The sequence below is a fragment of the Mesorhizobium sp. CA15 genome (genome assembly GCF_020165215.1).
Taxonomy (GTDB): domain Bacteria; phylum Pseudomonadota; class Alphaproteobacteria; order Rhizobiales; family Rhizobiaceae; genus Mesorhizobium.
In genome coordinates this window covers 297,404-314,791 of sequence record NZ_JAIUHQ010000003.1, presented here as the reverse complement: position 1 = coordinate 314,791, position 17,388 = coordinate 297,404, and the positions used below count along the sequence as shown (strand labels likewise).

Below are 17,388 nucleotides of genomic sequence, written 5' to 3'. Positions count from 1 at the left end.
CACCCGTCCTTGGAGCAGAACTTCCCATGAACCGAACACTGCGCTGAAGCGACAAACGCTCAGGCAGAGACCTATTGGCTGAACGGCGATGAAGACGGCATCGAGAACCCTGCAGATCCTGGCGCTCAGCGCCTGCTTCGCCGCCCAGGCGCATGGCACGATCACGATGCCGGGGATCAGGCAGGCCATGCGCACGATCGACGGCGCATCGGCGCAGATCGTGTTGCCGGCCGGCGCCGTTACCGAGACCGCGAAAGTCGTATCGGCTTAAGCCGCCGCCAGCCCGCCCGCTCGCGTCTTTAGGAACGCCTCGCCGCAGGCCTTGGCCAGATTGCGCACGCGCAGAATATAGCTTTGCCGCTCGGTGACCGAGATGACGCCGCGCGCGTCAAGCAGGTTGAAGACATGGCTTGCCTTGATGCACTGGTCGTAGGCCGGGAAGACCATGCGGTGCATCGCCAGATTGTCGCTCGGCTTGAGCGTGCCGGCATCAAGCAGCGCCTTGCACTCGGCCTCGGCGTCCTCGAAATGTCTCAGCAGCATCGCGGTGTTGGCGAATTCGAAATTGTGGCGCGAATATTCCTGCTCGGCCTGCAGGAAGACGTCGCCGTAGGTGACCTTGTCGGCGCCCTCGCGGCCGTTGAAGTTCAGGTCGTAGACATTGTCGACGCCCTGCACATACATGGCGAGCCGCTCCAGGCCGTAGGTCAGCTCGCCCGCCACCGGCGCGCATTCGATGCCGCAGACCTGCTGGAAATAGGTGAACTGCGAGACTTCCATGCCGTCGCACCAGCACTCCCAGCCGAGCCCCCAGGCGCCCAGCGTCGGGCTTTCCCAGTCGTCCTCGACGAAGCGAATGTCGTGCAGCAGCGGATCGACGCCGATTGCTTCCAGCGAGCCTAGATAGAGCTCCTGCAGGTTCGGCGGATTGGGCTTCAGGATCACCTGGTATTGGTAATAGTGCTGCAGGCGGTTCGGGTTCTCGCCGTAGCGGCCATCCTTCGGGCGGCGCGAGGGCTGCACATAGGCCGCGTTCCAGCGCAGCGGGCCCAGCGCGCGCAAGGTGGTGGCCGGATGGAAGGTGCCGGCGCCGACCTCCATGTCGTAGGGCTGCAGGATGAGGCAACCATAGTCCGCCCAGTAATTGTGCAAGGTCAGGATCAGCCCCTGGAAGGAGCGGCTGGGATGCATATGGGCGGGAATTTCGATGGTCACGGCGGCCTCGGAAAGCGCGGGATGACGCTTCCCTAGTTGCCGGGCCGCCGAGCGTCAAGGCGGCGAGCCGCCCGGCGACGTTGAACGCTTTGCGGCCGGCTGGCCCATTGCCGGCCAGCAGCGGTGATCCTTTGCTCAGCCCCCAGCTCCAACAAAGAAGGTTCAGCCATGTCCGGTCAACTCACCGTGCGGCCCGTCACAAGGCAGGATTACGAGCAGTGGCTGCCGCTCTGGGACGGCTACAACGCATTTTACGGGCGCTCCGGGCCGACGGCGCTTGCCGGCGAGATCACGCAGATGACATGGTCGCGTTTCTTCGATGCCTATGAGCCGGTGCATGCACTGGTGGCCGAGCAGGAGGGCAAGCTTCTCGGCCTCGTCCACTATCTCTATCATCGCTCGACCACATCGATCGCGCCGAGCTGCTATCTGCAGGACCTCTTCACCACACAGGCCGCGCGCGGCCAGGGCGTCGGCCGGGCGCTGATCGAAGGTGTGTATGAACGCGCCAGGCAAGCGGGCGCGAACCGCGTCTACTGGCTGACGCATGAGACGAACCACACCGCAATGCAGCTCTACGACAGGATCGGCGAGAAGTCGGGGTTCGTCGTTTATAGAAAAGTGTTCTAGTTTCCTCGACACAGGGAAAGGCCGCTGTTTGTCGGCGCAAGATGGTCACCGGTCATTTCCATGACAACCGCTGAGATTGGTTGAAGCCTTCCAACCTCGTCATTCCAGGGCGGAGCAGCTGCGAAGCGGCGTCGCGGAGACCCTGGAATCCATTCCGTGACCTGAGCCGCGGAGTGCAGCGGAGCAGAATTCTGCACCGCGGGAGCGCTCAGAAGTCACGGAATGGATCCTCGGGTCTGCGCGCGTCGCTGCGCTCCTTGCTCCGCCCGTGGATGACGACAGAGTGGCCGTTTCGGCCAATCTCCACCTGCCAAGGCCCGAGCTCGGCAGACGCCGGGCCGAAACGAAAACGGGGCTCGATGAGCCCCGCATTCTTCAATGTTGACGAAAAGCGCTCAGCCTTTCGGCGCGGGCGTCGGCTCCGGCTTCACCTTGGGGGTTTCCTGCGCGGTGTTGGATTCGATCGGCGGCAGGCCCTTGAGCAGCTTCTGCTGCAAAGTGGCGAGCACATCCGGATCGGGCTTCAGGTCGCGTGCCTGCGTCCACTGATAGGTGGCCTCGAGCTTGCGGCCGACGCGCCAGTAGGCATCGCCGAGATGATCGTTGAGGACCGGATCCTCGGGCTTCAGCGAGACGGCGCGCTCCATTTCGCGCACGGCGTCGTCGAAGCGGCCCATGCGGAAATAGGCCCAGCCCAGCGAATCGACGATGTAGCCGTCGTTCGGCCGCAGATCCACGGCCTTCTGGATCATCGCCAGGCCTTCCTTGAGGTTCATGTTCATGTCGACCCAGGAATAGCCGAGATAGTTCATGACCTGCGGCTGGTCGGGCTGCAGCTCCAGCGCCTTGCGGAAATTGGGTTCCGCCTTCGGCCATTCCTTCAGCCGCTCATAGGCGATGCCGCGCTGGTAGAAGATGTTCCAGTTGGCGGCGGTTGGCGTCTTCAGCTGCTCGACAGCCTTGTCGTAGAGACTGGCGGCCGAGCGGAAATCTTCCTTCGAGCCATAGACGCCGCCAAGCGCCAGATAGGCGCGCATGTCGTCCGGATGCCGGTCGAGATAGGCCTTGAGATGCGAAATCGCCTCGTCATGTTTGTCGAGATCGGCAAGATTGAGGCCGATCTGCAGGTCGGAGAGCTCCTTCAGCGGCGAGGACGCCGGAATGCGGCGGTAGAGCGAGACGGCGCCTTCGCCGTCCTTAAGCTGCTCGGCCACGGCGGCAAGCTGCACAAGGGCTGCGTCGCTGTCCGGCTTCAGCGCCAGGGCATATTGCAGATAGAGCCGCACAAAAGGCTCGCCGCCGCCGCGGTTAAGCGCGGTGGCAAGGTCAAGCAGGATTTCGGATGCGCCGTCGGCCGGACCGGTGACGAGCGGCTCGATCTTGTCGCCCTTGCTGATGCGGTCGCGCAGCGTGGTGATTTCGAGCTTGCCCGGCGCGAAGGCCTCGGCCTGGTTCAACACCGCCAGCGCCTTCGACTTGTCGCCCTTGCGGACCAGGAACGAGGCATAGGCCTGGGCGTTGCGCATCCAGGTTTCGGGCGCGGAGCCGCCGGCCGCGGTATCGGCCATGGTGGCGGCGTAGAGTTCCTCGGCCTTGTCGTTCAGGCCGGCAGCGTCGGCGATCAGCGCCCGGTGGAACGATTTGAACAGGCCGAACCAGTCCGGGCCCTTGAGCTTGTCGATGGAGTCCATGGCCTCGGACGCGTTGCCGGCACCTTCCTTGGCCCAGCCGTCCATGACGCCCGAGAGCAGTCGGTCGAGATCGGATTCCAGCGAGAGCTTCAGCCAGTACTGCGCCTTGGCGTAGTCCTTCTTGTGGAAGGAATCGATGGCCAGAGCCAGGCGCGAGAAGCGCTCGACGTCCGGCACTTCCTTCAGCTTGTCGGCATAGACGAGCGATTCCTCGAAGCGGCCTTGCGCGACCAGAGCCAGCATCAGGCTCTGCTGCAATTCCTTGTCGTTCGGCGCAAAGGCCAGCGCCTGCTTGTAATAGGCGATCGCATCGTCGAGATCGTTGTCGCTTTCGGCGATATGAGCCGCGAGATAGGCGCCCGAGAAAGACGTGATCTGGAGCGGTCGGGCCTCTTCCTTGGCCTGGACCGGCAGCACCCAAAGCGCCACACCGGTCAAAAATGCCAGCCTCGTCAGCCAGCGCGCACGTCCTTGCCGCATCGTATCCCTTTCAGCCAGATGCGATCCCGCCCTTGGCGGACCGCCCACAGACTCGCTCTTTTCCGGTCAAAGCATGGCCTTTTTGGGGTCAGGCTTCAATTGCCGGGCGAATCACAATGCAATCATCCGGCTTAAAAAACGATGCCGCGCCAGCGAAAATCCCGCGCGCAGGCCCGGGACGCCCATATGCGGCATCGGATTGCCTACAGATAGGTATCGCTGAATCCGCTGGCGGCAACCGTATCGCACAGGCCGGACCATTCGCAGCCGGAGCACGCCTGGCGCGTCAGGCCGGCGGAAAAAGCCTTGCGCATCCCCGCCAGTTTGGGGGCGTCCAGCACCAACCGGTCTCCCGCCTGGATCGGCCGCCCGAGGAGAGCGCCGACATCGCGCGCGGCCATCCGGTCCCGCTCGGCGGCGCTCTCGCGCAGGCAATGCGGCTCCGGCTCGCCGAGCAGCGGGGCGCAGACGTCGTCCGGACCGGCAACGATCACCACCGCCTCGCCCTCGCCCAACCGCTTCACCACCTTGTCGTAATTGGCGGTGAAGGCCGGCGAGTAGCCCTTGCCGACATAGGTCAGCAGGCAGAGCAGATGATGGGCGCGCAGCTTGACGGTCATCGCGTCCCGGACGAGCGGTCGCCTTGCTCCGCACGATAGGTGGAAAAGAGCTTCAGCGTCGCCGCGCCCAGCGCCGACTTGAGCAGGCCGCCGACGATGAAGGGCACGAAGCCGAAGGTGATGGCCTTTTCAGTGCCGATCATGACGGCAAGCCAGGCGGTGCCGAGAACCAGGCAGAGCAGGTTGCCGATGAGCATGGCGACGAAGGCAAGCATGGCGCGATTGCCGTTCCAGCCGCGTTCGGCCAGCCAGCCGACGACAGCGCCGACGACCGGAAAGGCGAAGAGATAGCCGCCGGTCGGGCCAACGAAATGCTGTATGCCAGCGGCGCCGCCCGCCAGCACCGGAAAGCCGGCGGCGCCCTCGACGAGCCAGGCGGCGATGGTCAACGCACCGAAGCGCCAGCCATAAAGCGCGCCGACCAGTGTGACGGCGAAGGTCTGCATGGTGACCGGAACCGGCACCATCGGCACCTCGATATAGGACGACAGCGCCAGGAACAGCGAACCGAGGATCACGGCGCCGATCTGCCAGGCGAGCGAACGGCTGTGCAGCCGCAACGGGCTGAAGGAGGGCTTGTACGTCGAAACGGCTGCGTTGGTCACGGTGTCTTCCTTGGTTGGCGTGGAATTATAGATAATTTTTCGACTTCATCTATTATCGAATCCATATTTTCGCGGAGATGGCAAGTCCGGCTGCGACACGGCTTGCGAACAGATGGCGGATACAGGCGATCTGGGTCGTAGCGTGATATCGACGCCGACGGCGATGCGACGGCGTCCGCTACCCCACGATGGCGAAGGCGTCGCGCGTCTTGCCGGAAGCGGTCTTGACCGGCTTCTGGCCGATCCATTGCACGTGCCGCCCGAGTGTCGCGGCGGCCGATTCGGTGTTGCCTTGTCTCAGGGCGCTCAGGATCGCCCGATGATCCTGGTCGGTGCGGGTTTCCCATTCCGAGCGCCAGGCCGCGAAAAGGAAGCGCGCGCTCGCGGCATGCAGGTCGTCGATGGTGGAGAGCAGGCGCGGCATGCTGCAGGGCGCCAGGATCAGCCGGTGGAAGGTGCGATTGGCCTCTTCCCAGGAGCGCACGTCGCGGGATTTGTCGCCGGCCTTGGTCGCCTCCTCGGCTTGATCGAGGATCGACGCCGTCAGATGCGGCACGGCATGGCGCAGCGCCAGCACTTCGAGCGCCGCCCGCATCTCGGCCACCTCTCTGACCTCGCCGAGATCGAAAGAGGCGACGCGCACGCCGCGGCGCGGTTCGCCGATCGCCAATCCTTGAGCCTCCAGGCGCCGGAAGGCCTCGCGCACGGGCACATGGCTGGTGTTGAATTCCTGGGCGACATGGTCCTGGCGCAGCCGCGAGCCGGGCTCGATGGCGCCCGAAATGATGCGGTCCGCCAGTTCCTTGCTGATGCGGACGGCGATCGTGTCTTCTTTGCTGGCCATATTTTATAGATAATTTGCCGGACCGCCGTTTGTCGAGACGGCCGGCGCGGGATTCACAGGCGCCCTTCCCGGCGGACCCAAATGTGCCGGATCCGCGGGCTCAGTTGACGCGGCTGATGCAGAAATCGATCACGTCGATCAAAGCCGACTTCTGCGGCGTCGCCTCCAGCGGCGCCAGCGCGTCGCGGGCGATCTCGCCGAAATGGCGGGCGCGGCCGATCGTATCGGCGATGGCGCCGTGGCGGGCCATCAGTCCGATAGCCTTTTCAAGCCCGGCATCGTCGGCGACGTTGTCCTCGATGGCGCGCTTCCAGAAGGTGCGCTCGGCCTTGGTGCCGCGCCGGTAGGCGAGGATCACCGGCAGCGTCACCTTGCCCTCGCGGAAATCGTCGCCGACATTCTTGCCGAGATCCTTGCTCGAGCCGCCATAGTCCAGCGCGTCGTCGATGAGCTGGAAGGCAAGGCCGAGATTCATGCCGTAGGAACGAAGCGCGGCGCGATCGGTGCGCGAGGCCTGGGCGATGACCGGCCCGACTTCGGCGGCGGCCGAGAACAGCGCCGCCGTCTTGGCCTTGATGACGGCGAAATGCTCGTCCTCGGTGGTCTCGAGGTTCTTGGCGGCGGCCAGCTGCATGACCTCGCCCTCGGCAATGATGGAGGCTGCGGCCGACAGGATGTCCAGCGCTTCCAGCGAGCCGACCTCGACCATCATGCGGAAAGCCTGGCCGAGCAGGAAATCGCCGACGAGCACGCTCGCCTGGTTGCCCCAGATCATGCGCGCCGTCTTCTTGCCGCGGCGCAGCGCGCTCTCGTCGACCACGTCGTCATGCAGAAGCGTCGCCGTGTGCATGAATTCGACGGCGGTCGCGAGCTTGACATGGCCTTCGCCGGAATAGCCGAACATCTGCGCGGCGGCGAGCGTGAGCATGGGCCTGAGCCGCTTGCCGCCGGAGGAGATCAGATGATTGGCGATCTCCGGGATCATCTCGACGTCGGAGCCGGCCTTGGACAGGATCAGCTCGTTGACCCGCCCCATATCGGCGGCTGTCAGATCGATCAAATCCTTGATGGAAGCGGGTTCCCGCTTGCCTTCGATGTTGAGAACGACACCCACCACGACAACTCCCGTCAATCTGACGCACCCTTGGTCCCTCGCCGACTCTAGGGCGGCGCAACCGGGCACGGCAAGAGGCGAATTAGCGCGGCTCCGCCGACTGAGTGTCCACGCGCACGTTTACACGAACGCCACAACCTGCGATTTTCGTTTCATGATCGAGCTTGTCCGCACCAACGACGCCGTCGTCATCTCCTTTGTCGAATCGCTGATGCGCGACGCCGGCATCGCCTGTTTCGTCGCCGACCAGAATATGAGCGTGCTCGACGGTTCGCTCGGCATCCTGCCGCGGCGCGTGATGGTCGATGCCGAAAAGGTCGATGCCGCACGGCGCATCCTCAAGGATGCCGGCATCGAGAACGAGATCCGCAAAAAATAATGGGAGCCAGCACCGCCCCCGTCCCGGATACGCCGGCGCACACGATCGATGCCTTCCATCGCGGGCGCTTCTGGCTGGTGCAGCCGAGCCGCGGCGGTCATCGCGCCGGCATGGACGCCATGATGCTGGCGGCCGCCGTGCCGTCCGGCTTTTCCGGCCGGCTCGCCGATTTCGGCGCGGGCGCCGGCGCCGCCGCCCTTGCCGTGTTGTCGCGCTGTCCGGCGGCGCAGGCCGTGCTCGTCGAGCGCTCCGCCGAAATGGCCGGGTTCGCCACTGCCACGCTTTCGCATCCCGGCAATGGCCATCTCGGCGACCGCGCCTCGGTGCTGACCGCCGACGTGACGCTGACCGGTCGAGCGCGGACCGAGGCCGGGCTTGCCGACAACTCCTTCGACTTCGTCATCATGAACCCGCCGTTCAACGCGGCCGAGGATCGCTCGACGCCCGACGCGTTGCGCAGAGAGGCGCATGTGGCGGAGGACGGCCTGTTCGAGCGCTGGATCAGGAGCGCCGCCGCCGTCGCCAGGCCGCGCGGCGGGCTGGCCGTCATCGCGCGGCCCGAGCAGTTGGTTGCCATCCTGGACGCGATCGAGGGACGCTTCGGCGATGCCGAGTTGCTGTGCGTGCATCCGCGGCCGGATGCGGCGGCGATCCGCATCGTCGTCAGGGCGGTGCTCGGCGCGCGCGGAAAATTGTCGATCCGCCCGCCGCTCATCTTGCACGGGCCGTCCGGCAACGGGCCGGCGGAGCGGACGGAAATGATCAATAACGGCCTGGCATCGCTGTTCGGCGATTGATCCTTGAAGCGCGTCGCGTTGAAATGGATTCTAGCGACGCACTTCAAGTTTTTGTTTTATGCATGTCTTTTTCGCAAAACCGCTGCACACTTTTGCGCGACATGCACTGGCCGGCGATGCGGCATTGCCGTTGGCCGGCGAGTTCCTTACATGCCCAAGCAGGATGATGCCGCGACCCTGAAACAGACCAACCGACCTGATCGCATCTTGCTCCTTTGCCTTTTGTCCGGAGACAATCGTTCGTGAAACGCCTTTTCAACCGCCTGCTGCCGAAATCCTGGCGCTCGACAGTCGTCACCATTCCGGTCATCCGGCTGCAAGGTCCCATCATGGCCGGCGGAGGCCAGTTCCGGCCGAGCCTGTCGCTCGCCTCGACGGCCGGCCTGATCGAAAAGGCGTTCAGCTTCGACGCGCCGGCGGTCGCCATCTCGATCAACTCGCCGGGCGGCTCGGCGGTGCAGTCGCGTCTGATCTTCAAGCGCATCCGCGACCTGGCGGCGGAAAAGAACAAGAAGGTGCTGGTCTTCGTCGAGGACGTGGCGGCCTCGGGCGGCTACATGATCGCGGTTGCCGGCGACGAGATCTTCGCCGACCCGTCCTCGATCGTCGGCTCGATCGGCGTGGTCTCGGCCTCGTTCGGCTTCCCGGAACTGATGAAGAAGATCGGCGTCGAGCGGCGCGTCCACACCGCCGGCCAGAACAAGGCCGTGCTCGATCCGTTCAAGCCCGAGAAGGAGGAGGACGTCGAACGGCTGAAGGCGCTGCAGCTCGAAGTGCACGCGACTTTCATCGACCTCGTCAAGGAACGGCGCGGCAGCAAGCTCAAGGACGACCCGGACCTGTTCACCGGCCTGTTCTGGACCGCCAAGCGCGGCCTCGAGCTCGGCCTTGTCGATGCGCTGGGCGATATGCGCAGCGTGCTCAAGACCCGTTTCGGCGAGAAGACGCAGCTCAAGCTGATAACCGCGCCGCGCGGTCTGTTCGGCCGTTTCGGCCTGTTCGGCTCGCGCGTTTCGGCGCCGGATATCGCGGCGGCCGCCGCCAGCGGCGTCCTCGATGCGGCGGAAGAGCGCGCGCTGTGGGCGCGCTTCGGGCTTTGAAAAAGCCATGAATGCGGCTAGCATGGCCGCTTGACCGACCCATTCGGCCGGCCTTGCCGCGAGGACGCGGGAGGAGTTTTAGAGATGCCGCAGATCATTTTCTTCGCCGTTGTCGGCGCCGCCGCTTACTTTGGCTACCGCGCTTTCGTGCGCGAGGCCGAACGCGTGACGGCCAAGATCCGGCGTACCGAAAGACAGGCGGCGAACGGCACGACGGGCACGCTGGTCAAGGACCCCAAGACCGGCGAATATCGTCTCGCCAAGGACTGATCCCATCTCGCCAGCAGCCGACATCCTGGAGCCCGGCACAGAGGTCCGGACGTGGCTTGCGCCTGCCAAGATCAACCTGGCGCTGCATGTCATCGGACAGCGCGCCGACGGCTACCATCTCGTCGACAGCCTTGCCGTCTTCACCCGCTTCGGCGACCGGCTCGAAATCGAGTTGGCGGAAGAGGATGACTTCTCCGTATCCGGCCGTTATGCCGCCGGGCTGCCGCTCGACATAGGCAATCTGGTGGTGAAGGCGCGCGATGCCTTGCGCCGGGAAGCCGGCATGCAACAGGGGTCGCCCGTTGCCATCCGGCTGGAGAAGAACCTGCCCATCGCCTCCGGAGTCGGCGGCGGCTCGAGCGACGCGGCGGCCGCGCTTAATGGCCTGGTGCGGCTCTGGAAGCTCGATATCGATGACAATTCGCTGGCCCGGATCGGGCTTTCGCTCGGTGCCGACCTGCCGATGTGCCTCAAATCAAAGCCGCTGATCGCACGCGGTATCGGCGATGAAGTCTCGCCGCTATCCGCCTTTCCTGCGCTTGGCCTGGTGCTGGTCAATCCGGGCATCGCGATCTCGACGCCGGACGTGTTCAAGGCGCTCTCCAGCCGCGATAACGAGGCGCTGCCGCCGCTGCCGAAACGCCTCGATTTCCACACGATCCGCAACTGGCTGGAGACGACGCGCAACGATCTCGAGCCCGCCGCCCGTTCGATCTGCCCGGCGATCGGCGAGGCGCTCAAGACGCTCAAGCGTGCCGACGCCGCCTTCGCGCGCATGTCCGGCTCGGGCGCCACATGCTTCGGCCTGTTCGAGACCGGCAATGTCGCAAAGCGCGCGGCGATCGAGATCCGCGCCCGCCACCCCGACTGGTTCGTTGCCGCGACGCGCAGCATGGAGGTGAGCGATGGCGAAGCTTGACGAAAGCCGGCCCTTCATTCCAGTGCGCATCGCCGTGCTTACCGTCTCCGACACGCGCGGCCTCGCCGACGACAAATCCGGACAGACGCTGGCCGACCGCATTGCGGAAGCCGGCCACAGCCTTGCCGCGCGCGATATCGTGACCGACGACCGCGACAAGATCCGCGACAAGGTGCTTGGCTGGTCGAAGGACGAAAACATCGATGTCGTGATCACCACCGGCGGCACCGGCTTCACCGGCCGCGACGTGACGCCGGAGGCGCTGGAGCCGATCTTCGAAAAGCGCATGGACGGCTTTTCGGAAGTCTTCCACCGCATCTCCTACGACAAGATCGGAACCTCGACGATCCAGAGCCGGGCAACAGGCGGCGTCGTCAACGCCACCTTCGTCTTCGTGCTGCCGGGCTCGCCCGGCGCCTGCAAGGACGCCTGGGATGGCATCATCAAGGCGCAGCTCGACTACCGGCACATGCCCTGCAACTTCGTCGAGATCATGCCGCGGCTGGACGAGCATCTCAGGCGCGGCGGCAAGCCCACCTCGTAAAGCTCAGTTAAGGCGCCCGGCCGGCACGGCGGGGCATCATTTCGGCGGCGCGATCCAGATTTCGGCGTTCAGCCTTCTGGTCGCCAGGCCGCGCGCCAGGGCTTCGGCGCTGCGCGCGCTCTTTGCCAGAGCCGAGGCCTGACGCTTGCTGATGACAAGCCCCTCGGCCAGTGCACGATTGCTCGAGAACACCCTGGCCAGGAAAGGCGCACGGTTGGCGCGGGCGCGTGAAAAGCGCGCCGGCATGGTCTGTTTCGCCGTGTGCGCCACGACTTCGTCGATCCAGCCCTCGGCGAGCCGCGCCCCTGGCTCGAGCAGGAGCAGCCAGTCGCCCTTGGCCTGGCCGATACCGGCGCCGATCCCGCCGGTCGCATAGTGGCAGCCGGCATGCTCGGCCACCCGGTGCGTCTGATCGGTCGAGCCTTGATCGCAGACGATCACGTCGCGCACGACGCCTTCGACCGCGCCGCCGACCAGCGAGGCGAGCGTACGGGCAAGCCCCTCTTCGTCGTTGCGGGTTTCGATAAGGACGCTGAGCATTTTAGCCGAATAGCGGAAAGTGCGGCGATGCGCCAGTTGCGCGCTTCAAGCGAAAAAGTTCTTGCTTTGTTCTCTTCGGCGAAATAGGAATAGTTTCATGAACAGAGCGATTCGACAGCCTGCCGACAGTCCCTGGGAGAGGGCGAAAATGGAACAGATCGTGCGCGCCGACATTGCCGCTTTCGGAGCAGGCCGAGCCGAGATGGCGAACGCGATGATCGAGCAGAGCGGCTTGCGCGTGCGGCCCGATCGCAATCGCGGCCGCTCGGCCGGGATCAATCCGTCCGGCCGGTTCGAGCCGATCAGCCGGCATGTGTTCGACGACGGCTGGAACTCGCTGGAGGAACTGCCGCCGTTCAAGACGGAAGTGCAGGTCGAGAAGCCGCGCACCATCATCACGCGCAACGAGTCGCCTGACATCTCCTTCGACCGTTCGATCAACCCCTATCGCGGCTGCGAGCATGGCTGCGTCTACTGCTTCGCCAGGCCGACGCATGCCTTCATGGGCCTGTCGCCGGGGCTCGATTTCGAATCGAAGCTGTTCGCCAAGCCGGATGCCGCGCGCATGCTGGACAGGGAATTGTCAAAACCGGGCTACCAGCCGCGCACGATCGCCATCGGCACCAACACCGATCCCTACCAGCCGATCGAGAAGCAATACCGCATCATGCGCGAGATCCTGGAAGTGCTGGAAGCGCGCGGCCATCCGGTCGGCATCGTCACCAAGTCGGCGCTGGTGACACGCGACATCGACATCCTGTCGCGCATGGCCGAGCGCGGCCTTGCCAAGGTGGCGCTGTCGGTGACGACGCTCGACCGCATGCTGGCGAGAACGATGGAGCCACGCGCCTCGACCCCGACGAAGCGGCTGGAGGCGATCAGGCAGCTTTCGGACGCCGGCATCCCGGCATCGGTCATGGTGGCACCGATCATTCCTGGGCTTACCGATCCGGAGATGGAGCGCATCCTCGATTCGGCTAGATCCGCCGGCGCGCGGGAGGCCGGCTACGTCATCCTGCGCCTGCCGCTCGAAGTGGCGCCGATCTTCAAGGACTGGCTGTTGCGCCATTATCCCGACCGCTACCGGCATGTGATGTCCCTTATCCGCTCGATGCGCGACGGCAAGGATTACGATTCCGAATGGGGCAAGCGCATGAAGGGCGCCGGTCCCTATGCCTGGCAGATCGGCCGGCGCTTCGAGATCGCCGCCAAGCGGCTCGGCCTCAATGTCGAGCGGCGGCAGCTTCGCACCGACCAATTCGTCGCAGGCGCCAGTGCCGGCGAGCAGCTGATGCTGCTTTGACGCCAGCACCGGCCATGACGGCCGGCGCTAAACACTTCCAGGCAAAGCGATTTTCGGTCTGGAATTGCCATTCGTTTCGAAATTCCGTCCGGCCCCTGTCCCCCGGCTGTGAGACGGTGCCTTCCCGGTCCGACGCCCCATCCGACCCGGAAGGACTTGCGGAGAATCGGAGCCGATGCGAACCTCGCCGCACCATGGCTCGCGCGCGTTCCGATTCTCCGCTTCTCTTTGAAATGGTCGAGAAGCCCGACTTCTCGATCGAGACGAAAGCGATAGCCGACGGGCTGTGGCCGGTCGCCGGCATGGACGAGGCCGGCCGCGGCCCGCTCGCCGGTCCGGTGGTGGCCGCCGCGGTGGTGCTCAACCCCGCCAACATTCCCGAAGGCCTCGACGATTCCAAGCGCCTCACCCATTTGCAGCGCGAGGCGCTGTTCCTCAAGATTCTCGGCTCGGCGCTCAGCATCTCGATGGCTTCGATCAGTGCCGAAGGCATCGACAACAGCAACATTTTGAAAGCCAGCCTCGAAGCGATGCGCCGCGCTGCCGCCGGCCTGTCCTTGCGGCCGAAGCTCGCCCTGGCCGACGGCCGCGACATACCGCCAGGTCTCGCCTGCGAAGGCCGCGCGCTCATCAAGGGCGACCAGCGCTCGCAGTCGATCGCCGCCGCCTCGATCGTCGCCAAGGTGATGCGCGACCGCATGATGTGCGGCTGCGGCGGACATCACGAGCACTACGGCTTCGAAGTGCATATGGGTTACGCGACGGTCCGCCACCGCACCGCGATCGAGGCGCATGGGCCGGTGGCACGGCTTCACCGAGCCTCGTTCGCGCCGTTCCGGTTGGGTGGGGTTGAGATGGCGGAAGAGGAAGAGAGCCTCGCCGGGCTGGAGTAGTTAGCTGATCCCCCCCAATGTGGGTTACGGCTTGCGGACATCCACTGTCAGTGGCGCGACTGATCAGGCCGAGGCTTGATTGCCACGTGGTTCCCCCAATCCGTCGCTGCTTCGCAGCGCCACCTTTCTCCTCCGGAGGGAAAGGAAGGAGCGTTGCTGGACGAGCATTGACGGCAAAAAGCTTGGCGCCTTCCTCTACCCCGTCGATCGGGGGAGAGGTGGCTCGGCGAAGCCGAGACGGAGTGGAGGTCGACCTGCGCTACATAAGACAATGCATGCGCCAGGCTGCCAAGCACGCTATCGCCAAGACCAGCTGCTCGGAAATGTGTGCATAGCGTAGCCCCTTTGTGGGGGAGATTGGCAGCTTCGGCGCCGCGCTCCTTCCAAACAAAAAAGCCGCCGGGTTGCCCAGGCGGCTTTTGAGTTCGAAGTTTCGAAGTCAGCTCAGTTCAGCTTGGCCTTCACATCATTGAGCGCCGACTTGAACAGATCCGCGCCGGTCTTGACGTCGACCTTGGCGGCGAGCAGCGTGCGGGCGGCTTCGACGGCGATGTCGACGGCGGTGGCGCGCACTTCGCTGACCGCCTCGCGCTCGGCCTGGCTGATCTTCTGCTCGGCAAGCGCGGTGCGCCGGGCGACATAGTCCTCGGTCTTCTTGGCCGCCTCGGAGGCAAGCAAGTCAGCCTCGCGTTTGGCGGCAGCGACGATGTCGGCGGCCTCCTTCTCGGCTTCCTTGCGCTTCTGCTGATACTGGCGCAGCAGCTGCTGGGCCTCCTCGCGCAGGCGCCGTGCCTCTTCGAGCTCGCTGCTGATCTTGGCCGCGCGGGCGTCGAGCGACTTGGCAAGCATGCCCGGCACCCTCAGATAGACGACGGCGCCGAGGAAGATGATCAGGGCGATGGTGGCCCAGAGCGTGGCGAGTGATGTGGCGTCCATGATCCCGCTCCTCACCGGCTCGCGGATTTGACCGCGGCCGCGATTTCGGCCTTGTCGGCCTTGCCGCCGACAAGCGCCTCGACGATGGCCGAGGTCGTGTCCTCGGCGATAGTGCCGACTTCCTTCATCGCCTTGGCCTTGATCGAGGCGATGCTCGCCTCGGCCTCGCCAAGTTTCTTCTCAAGCTCGGCCTCGAGCTTCTTGCGCGTGCCCTCGGCTTGCGCCTTGGCGGCGTCGTTCGCCTGCTGGCCGATCTTGTTGGCGTTGACCTTGGCTTCCGCCAATTCCTGCTCATAGGCAGCAACCGCGGCGTCCGCCTCGCCCTTCAGCCTTGCGGCATGGTCGAGGTCCTGGGTGATGCGGTCGTTGCGGACATCTATGATGCCGCCAAGACGCGGCATCACAACCCGCTTCAGGAACAGGTAAAAGAGCCCGAAGGTGATGACCAGCCACAGGATCTGCGACGGGAAGGTCTTGGCATCGAACGGCGGGAACGCTTCATGCTCCGCGGCAGGCACAGCAGTGCCGGCATGCGTATCGCCCTCGGCCGCGGCCGGCGCTGCTTCTTGCGCATAGGCAGATGTCACGAACATCTCATTCCCCTGTCCCTAGAATGGGCCGCACCATGCGGCCCCTTTCGTCAGCGCCGGCTCTTACTTGAAGACCAGGAGCAGAGCGATCAGGAGCGAGAAGATGCCCAGAGCTTCGGTCACGGCGAAGCCGAAGATCAGGCGGCCGAACTGGCCGTCGGCAGCCGACGGGTTGCGGAGCGCACCCGAGAGGTAGCTGCCGAAGATGTTGCCGAGGCCGATGCCCGCGCCGCCCATGCCGATGCAGGCGATACCAGCGCCGATAGCAGCTGCTGCAGTTGCGTCCATTTCAAAACTCCTGTGGTTCTCTGTTCGTTGAAGTTGGTACGTTGGGTAAGCTGGCGCCGGGGCGCCGGTGAAAATCAGTGGCTCGGGTGCAGGGCGTCGTTCAGATACATGCAGGTCAGCACCGCGAACACATAGGCCTGCAGGAAGGCGACCAACAGCTCGAGCGCGGAGAGCGCGACCGCCATGGCAAGAGGCAGCACCGAGCCGGCGATACCGATGGCGCCAAACGCGCTCAGGCTGACGACGAAGCCCGAGAACACTTTCAGCGTGATGTGGCCGGCCAGCATGTTGGCGAAAAGACGAACCGAGAGGCTGACGGGCCGCGAGACGAAGGAGATGATTTCGATCGCCACCACCAGCGGCAGAAGGTAGCCCGGCACGCCATGCGGCACGAACAGCTTGAGGAAGCCGAAGCCGTGCTTGGCGAAGCCGTAGACGAGGACCGTGCCGATGACCAGGATCGCCAGCGTGAAGGTGACGATGATATGGCTGGTGACGGTGAAGAAATAAGGGAACAGGCCGATCAGGTTGGCGACCAGCACGAACATGAACAGCGAGAACACCAGCGGGAAGAACTGCATGCCCTGCTTGCCCGCGGCATCGCGCAGCATGTTGCCGACGAATTCGTAGGCCATTTCGGACACCGACTGCAGGCGACCGGGAATCAAGGCCCGGCTGGCGGTGCTCATATAGAGGAAGGCGGACGCCAGGACGATCGTCACGACCATGAACAAAGAGGAGTTGGTGAAAGATACGTCGTAGCCGCCGATATGCAGCGGGATGATCGGATGGATCTGGAACTGGTGGATCGGATCGACCTTGTCAGCAGCCACTTTAAATCCCCGTCAAAGCCACAAACGGCTTTTAAGTTCACTTTAGCGCCCTGCGGCGCCTCACTTCATTCTCTCGGCTCGCGCGGCTTGCCGCCCTGGCCGAATTCCGATGCCAGTCCCGCCGAGCGCAGGACATTGAGTATGCCTGCGCCAAAGCCCAGCAACAGGCCGACGATCAGACCCCAGGGCGCTATTCCCGCCAGACGGTCGATGATCCAGCCCAAGCCGACACCGACCACCACTCCGGCGATGAACTCGCTGGACAGCTTCAGCGCCTGACCGTAACCGGTCGCAGCTTTCGCTTCGTCTTTCCCCTCGGACCGGTCCGTGCGTCTCGTCGCAAGCGATGCTTCGAGGTCGCGCCGGCGGCGCTCAAGTTCGTCGTCGCGGATGGTGGCTTCTGGCTGCCTGCCGCGGCCGGTTTCTCCGGTTCCGTCTGGCCCGGTTTTGTCGGCCATCGCAACCCCCCTGCCCGGGCAGACGATTGCCGTCCGTCCGCTTCTAAAGTCGCCGGCAACATAGTTAGAGGGTCCGCCCCCGTCAAGCCACGGGCGGAACTTCCGAGCGATGTATTTTTAACAGTTAAATCAATGGTTTATCGAGGTGCGACATCGTGCCCTTCACGCCCGCGTGAGGTAACGGCGCGAATCCGCGCGACAAGGCGCGTCCGCCGAGGCATTGCCGGGCGTCGGAGGAAGGATAGCCGGGGTGGTATTTAAGCGGCTCAGCTCGAGCCACCTAAAGCGCGTCGCGATCCTTCAGATTCGCTCCATGCGCTTCAGGTTTTGATTTCGCGC

The 17,388-nt window shown here is 64.6% G+C and carries 22 protein-coding genes; 10 read left to right on the top strand and 12 right to left on the bottom strand.

Annotated elements, in window-relative coordinates; all coding sequences use genetic code 11:
* Positions 1 to 88 precede the first annotated feature (88 nt).
* Positions 89 to 271 (top strand): hypothetical protein, encoded by a 183-nt coding sequence (locus tag LB515_RS08155; protein ID WP_224707379.1) that lies wholly within the window; start codon positions 89 to 91, stop codon positions 269 to 271.
* On the opposite strand, the gene LB515_RS08150 is transcribed toward LB515_RS08155, so the two are convergent.
* A complete protein-coding gene (locus LB515_RS08150) occupies positions 268 to 1,191 on the bottom strand; it encodes a glycine--tRNA ligase subunit alpha (RefSeq protein WP_224707511.1) in 924 nt (307 codons plus the stop codon). The two genes, LB515_RS08155 and LB515_RS08150, sit on opposite strands and share 4 nt — an antisense overlap.
* A 192-nt stretch (positions 1,192 to 1,383) precedes the next feature.
* Here LB515_RS08150 and LB515_RS08145 point away from each other — a divergent pair, with 192 nt between their 5' ends.
* The gene (locus LB515_RS08145; protein WP_140845821.1) at positions 1,384 to 1,845 is read left to right on the top strand and encodes a GNAT family N-acetyltransferase; all 462 of its coding nucleotides are present in this window, start codon (positions 1,384 to 1,386) and stop codon (positions 1,843 to 1,845) included.
* Between the two features lie 395 nt (positions 1,846 to 2,240).
* Here the strand turns inward: LB515_RS08145 and LB515_RS08140 are convergent, their stop codons facing one another.
* The 5 genes from LB515_RS08140 to LB515_RS08120 form a co-directional block, all read right to left on the bottom strand.
* Positions 2,241 to 4,016 carry a tetratricopeptide repeat protein gene (locus LB515_RS08140; protein WP_140845820.1) on the bottom strand — a complete coding sequence of 592 codons (1,776 nt, stop codon included), beginning with the start codon at positions 4,014 to 4,016 and terminating at the stop codon, positions 2,241 to 2,243.
* Positions 4,017 to 4,219: 203 nt separating this feature from the next.
* Positions 4,220 to 4,636: a DUF1284 domain-containing protein gene (locus LB515_RS08135; protein ID WP_140845819.1), complete on the bottom strand. Its 417-nt coding sequence runs from the start codon at positions 4,634 to 4,636 to the stop codon at positions 4,220 to 4,222.
* Entirely contained in the window at positions 4,633 to 5,241 is a 609-nt protein-coding gene (locus LB515_RS08130) for a biotin transporter BioY (protein WP_140845818.1), read from the bottom strand. Before LB515_RS08130 ends, LB515_RS08135 begins: the two co-directional genes overlap by 4 nt.
* A 178-nt stretch (positions 5,242 to 5,419) precedes the next feature.
* Entirely contained in the window at positions 5,420 to 6,085 is a 666-nt protein-coding gene (locus tag LB515_RS08125; protein WP_140845817.1) for a GntR family transcriptional regulator, read from the bottom strand.
* Between the two features lie 100 nt (positions 6,086 to 6,185).
* Positions 6,186 to 7,199 carry a polyprenyl synthetase family protein gene (locus LB515_RS08120; RefSeq protein WP_112095919.1) on the bottom strand — a complete coding sequence of 338 codons (1,014 nt, stop codon included), beginning with the start codon at positions 7,197 to 7,199 and terminating at the stop codon, positions 6,186 to 6,188.
* Between the two features lie 154 nt (positions 7,200 to 7,353).
* On the opposite strand from LB515_RS08120, the gene LB515_RS08115 reads away from it, so the two are divergent.
* The 6 genes from LB515_RS08115 to moaB all read left to right on the top strand — a co-directional run bounded on the left by LB515_RS08115 (position 7,354) and on the right by moaB (position 11,208).
* Complete coding sequence (locus LB515_RS08115; RefSeq protein WP_027164594.1) at positions 7,354 to 7,578, top strand: DUF2007 domain-containing protein; 225 nt, start codon at positions 7,354 to 7,356, stop codon at positions 7,576 to 7,578.
* Positions 7,578 to 8,375, top strand: coding sequence for a tRNA1(Val) (adenine(37)-N6)-methyltransferase (locus LB515_RS08110; RefSeq protein WP_224605272.1), 798 nt, complete (start codon positions 7,578 to 7,580; stop codon positions 8,373 to 8,375). Before LB515_RS08115 ends, LB515_RS08110 begins: the two co-directional genes overlap by 1 nt.
* A gap of 242 nt (positions 8,376 to 8,617) precedes the next feature.
* Positions 8,618 to 9,475 (top strand): S49 family peptidase, encoded by an 858-nt coding sequence (locus tag LB515_RS08105; protein WP_224707378.1) that lies wholly within the window; start codon positions 8,618 to 8,620, stop codon positions 9,473 to 9,475.
* An 84-nt stretch (positions 9,476 to 9,559) separates the two neighbouring features.
* Positions 9,560 to 9,745: an NfeD family protein gene (locus LB515_RS08100; protein WP_095768715.1), complete on the top strand. Its 186-nt coding sequence runs from the start codon at positions 9,560 to 9,562 to the stop codon at positions 9,743 to 9,745.
* A gap of 25 nt (positions 9,746 to 9,770) precedes the next feature.
* Positions 9,771 to 10,664: a 4-(cytidine 5'-diphospho)-2-C-methyl-D-erythritol kinase gene (locus LB515_RS08095; protein WP_224707510.1), complete on the top strand. Its 894-nt coding sequence runs from the start codon at positions 9,771 to 9,773 to the stop codon at positions 10,662 to 10,664.
* Positions 10,651 to 11,208: a molybdenum cofactor biosynthesis protein B gene (gene moaB / locus LB515_RS08090; protein WP_224546921.1), complete on the top strand. Its 558-nt coding sequence runs from the start codon at positions 10,651 to 10,653 to the stop codon at positions 11,206 to 11,208. Before LB515_RS08095 ends, moaB begins: the two co-directional genes overlap by 14 nt.
* Before the next feature lie 36 nt (positions 11,209 to 11,244).
* On the opposite strand, the gene LB515_RS08085 is transcribed toward moaB, so the two are convergent.
* Positions 11,245 to 11,748 carry a glycosyltransferase gene (locus LB515_RS08085; protein ID WP_095768718.1) on the bottom strand — a complete coding sequence of 168 codons (504 nt, stop codon included), beginning with the start codon at positions 11,746 to 11,748 and terminating at the stop codon, positions 11,245 to 11,247.
* A gap of 148 nt (positions 11,749 to 11,896) precedes the next feature.
* Here LB515_RS08085 and LB515_RS08080 point away from each other — a divergent pair, with 148 nt between their 5' ends.
* Both LB515_RS08080 and LB515_RS08075 read left to right on the top strand, forming a co-directional pair.
* Positions 11,897 to 13,051 (top strand): PA0069 family radical SAM protein, encoded by a 1,155-nt coding sequence (locus LB515_RS08080; protein ID WP_224707377.1) that lies wholly within the window; start codon positions 11,897 to 11,899, stop codon positions 13,049 to 13,051.
* 194 nt (positions 13,052 to 13,245) lie between these two features.
* Complete coding sequence (locus LB515_RS08075) at positions 13,246 to 13,944, top strand: ribonuclease HII (protein ID WP_224546909.1); 699 nt, start codon at positions 13,246 to 13,248, stop codon at positions 13,942 to 13,944.
* A gap of 444 nt (positions 13,945 to 14,388) precedes the next feature.
* Here LB515_RS08075 and LB515_RS08070 read toward each other — a convergent pair whose 3' ends face one another.
* The 5 genes from LB515_RS08070 to LB515_RS08050 all read right to left on the bottom strand — a co-directional run bounded on the left by LB515_RS08070 (position 14,389) and on the right by LB515_RS08050 (position 17,049).
* Positions 14,389 to 14,880 carry a F0F1 ATP synthase subunit B gene (locus tag LB515_RS08070; RefSeq protein WP_140845810.1) on the bottom strand — a complete coding sequence of 164 codons (492 nt, stop codon included), beginning with the start codon at positions 14,878 to 14,880 and terminating at the stop codon, positions 14,389 to 14,391.
* 11 nt (positions 14,881 to 14,891) lie between these two features.
* Positions 14,892 to 15,473: a F0F1 ATP synthase subunit B gene (locus LB515_RS08065; RefSeq protein ID WP_095768722.1), complete on the bottom strand. Its 582-nt coding sequence runs from the start codon at positions 15,471 to 15,473 to the stop codon at positions 14,892 to 14,894.
* A 60-nt stretch (positions 15,474 to 15,533) separates the two neighbouring features.
* Positions 15,534 to 15,758, bottom strand: coding sequence for a F0F1 ATP synthase subunit C (locus tag LB515_RS08060; RefSeq protein ID WP_027164582.1), 225 nt, complete (start codon positions 15,756 to 15,758; stop codon positions 15,534 to 15,536).
* A 74-nt stretch (positions 15,759 to 15,832) separates the two neighbouring features.
* Positions 15,833 to 16,591, bottom strand: coding sequence for a F0F1 ATP synthase subunit A (locus LB515_RS08055; protein WP_224707376.1), 759 nt, complete (start codon positions 16,589 to 16,591; stop codon positions 15,833 to 15,835).
* Positions 16,592 to 16,656: 65 nt separating this feature from the next.
* Positions 16,657 to 17,049 (bottom strand): AtpZ/AtpI family protein, encoded by a 393-nt coding sequence (locus LB515_RS08050; RefSeq protein WP_095768724.1) that lies wholly within the window; start codon positions 17,047 to 17,049, stop codon positions 16,657 to 16,659.
* Positions 17,050 to 17,388 lie beyond the last annotated feature (339 nt).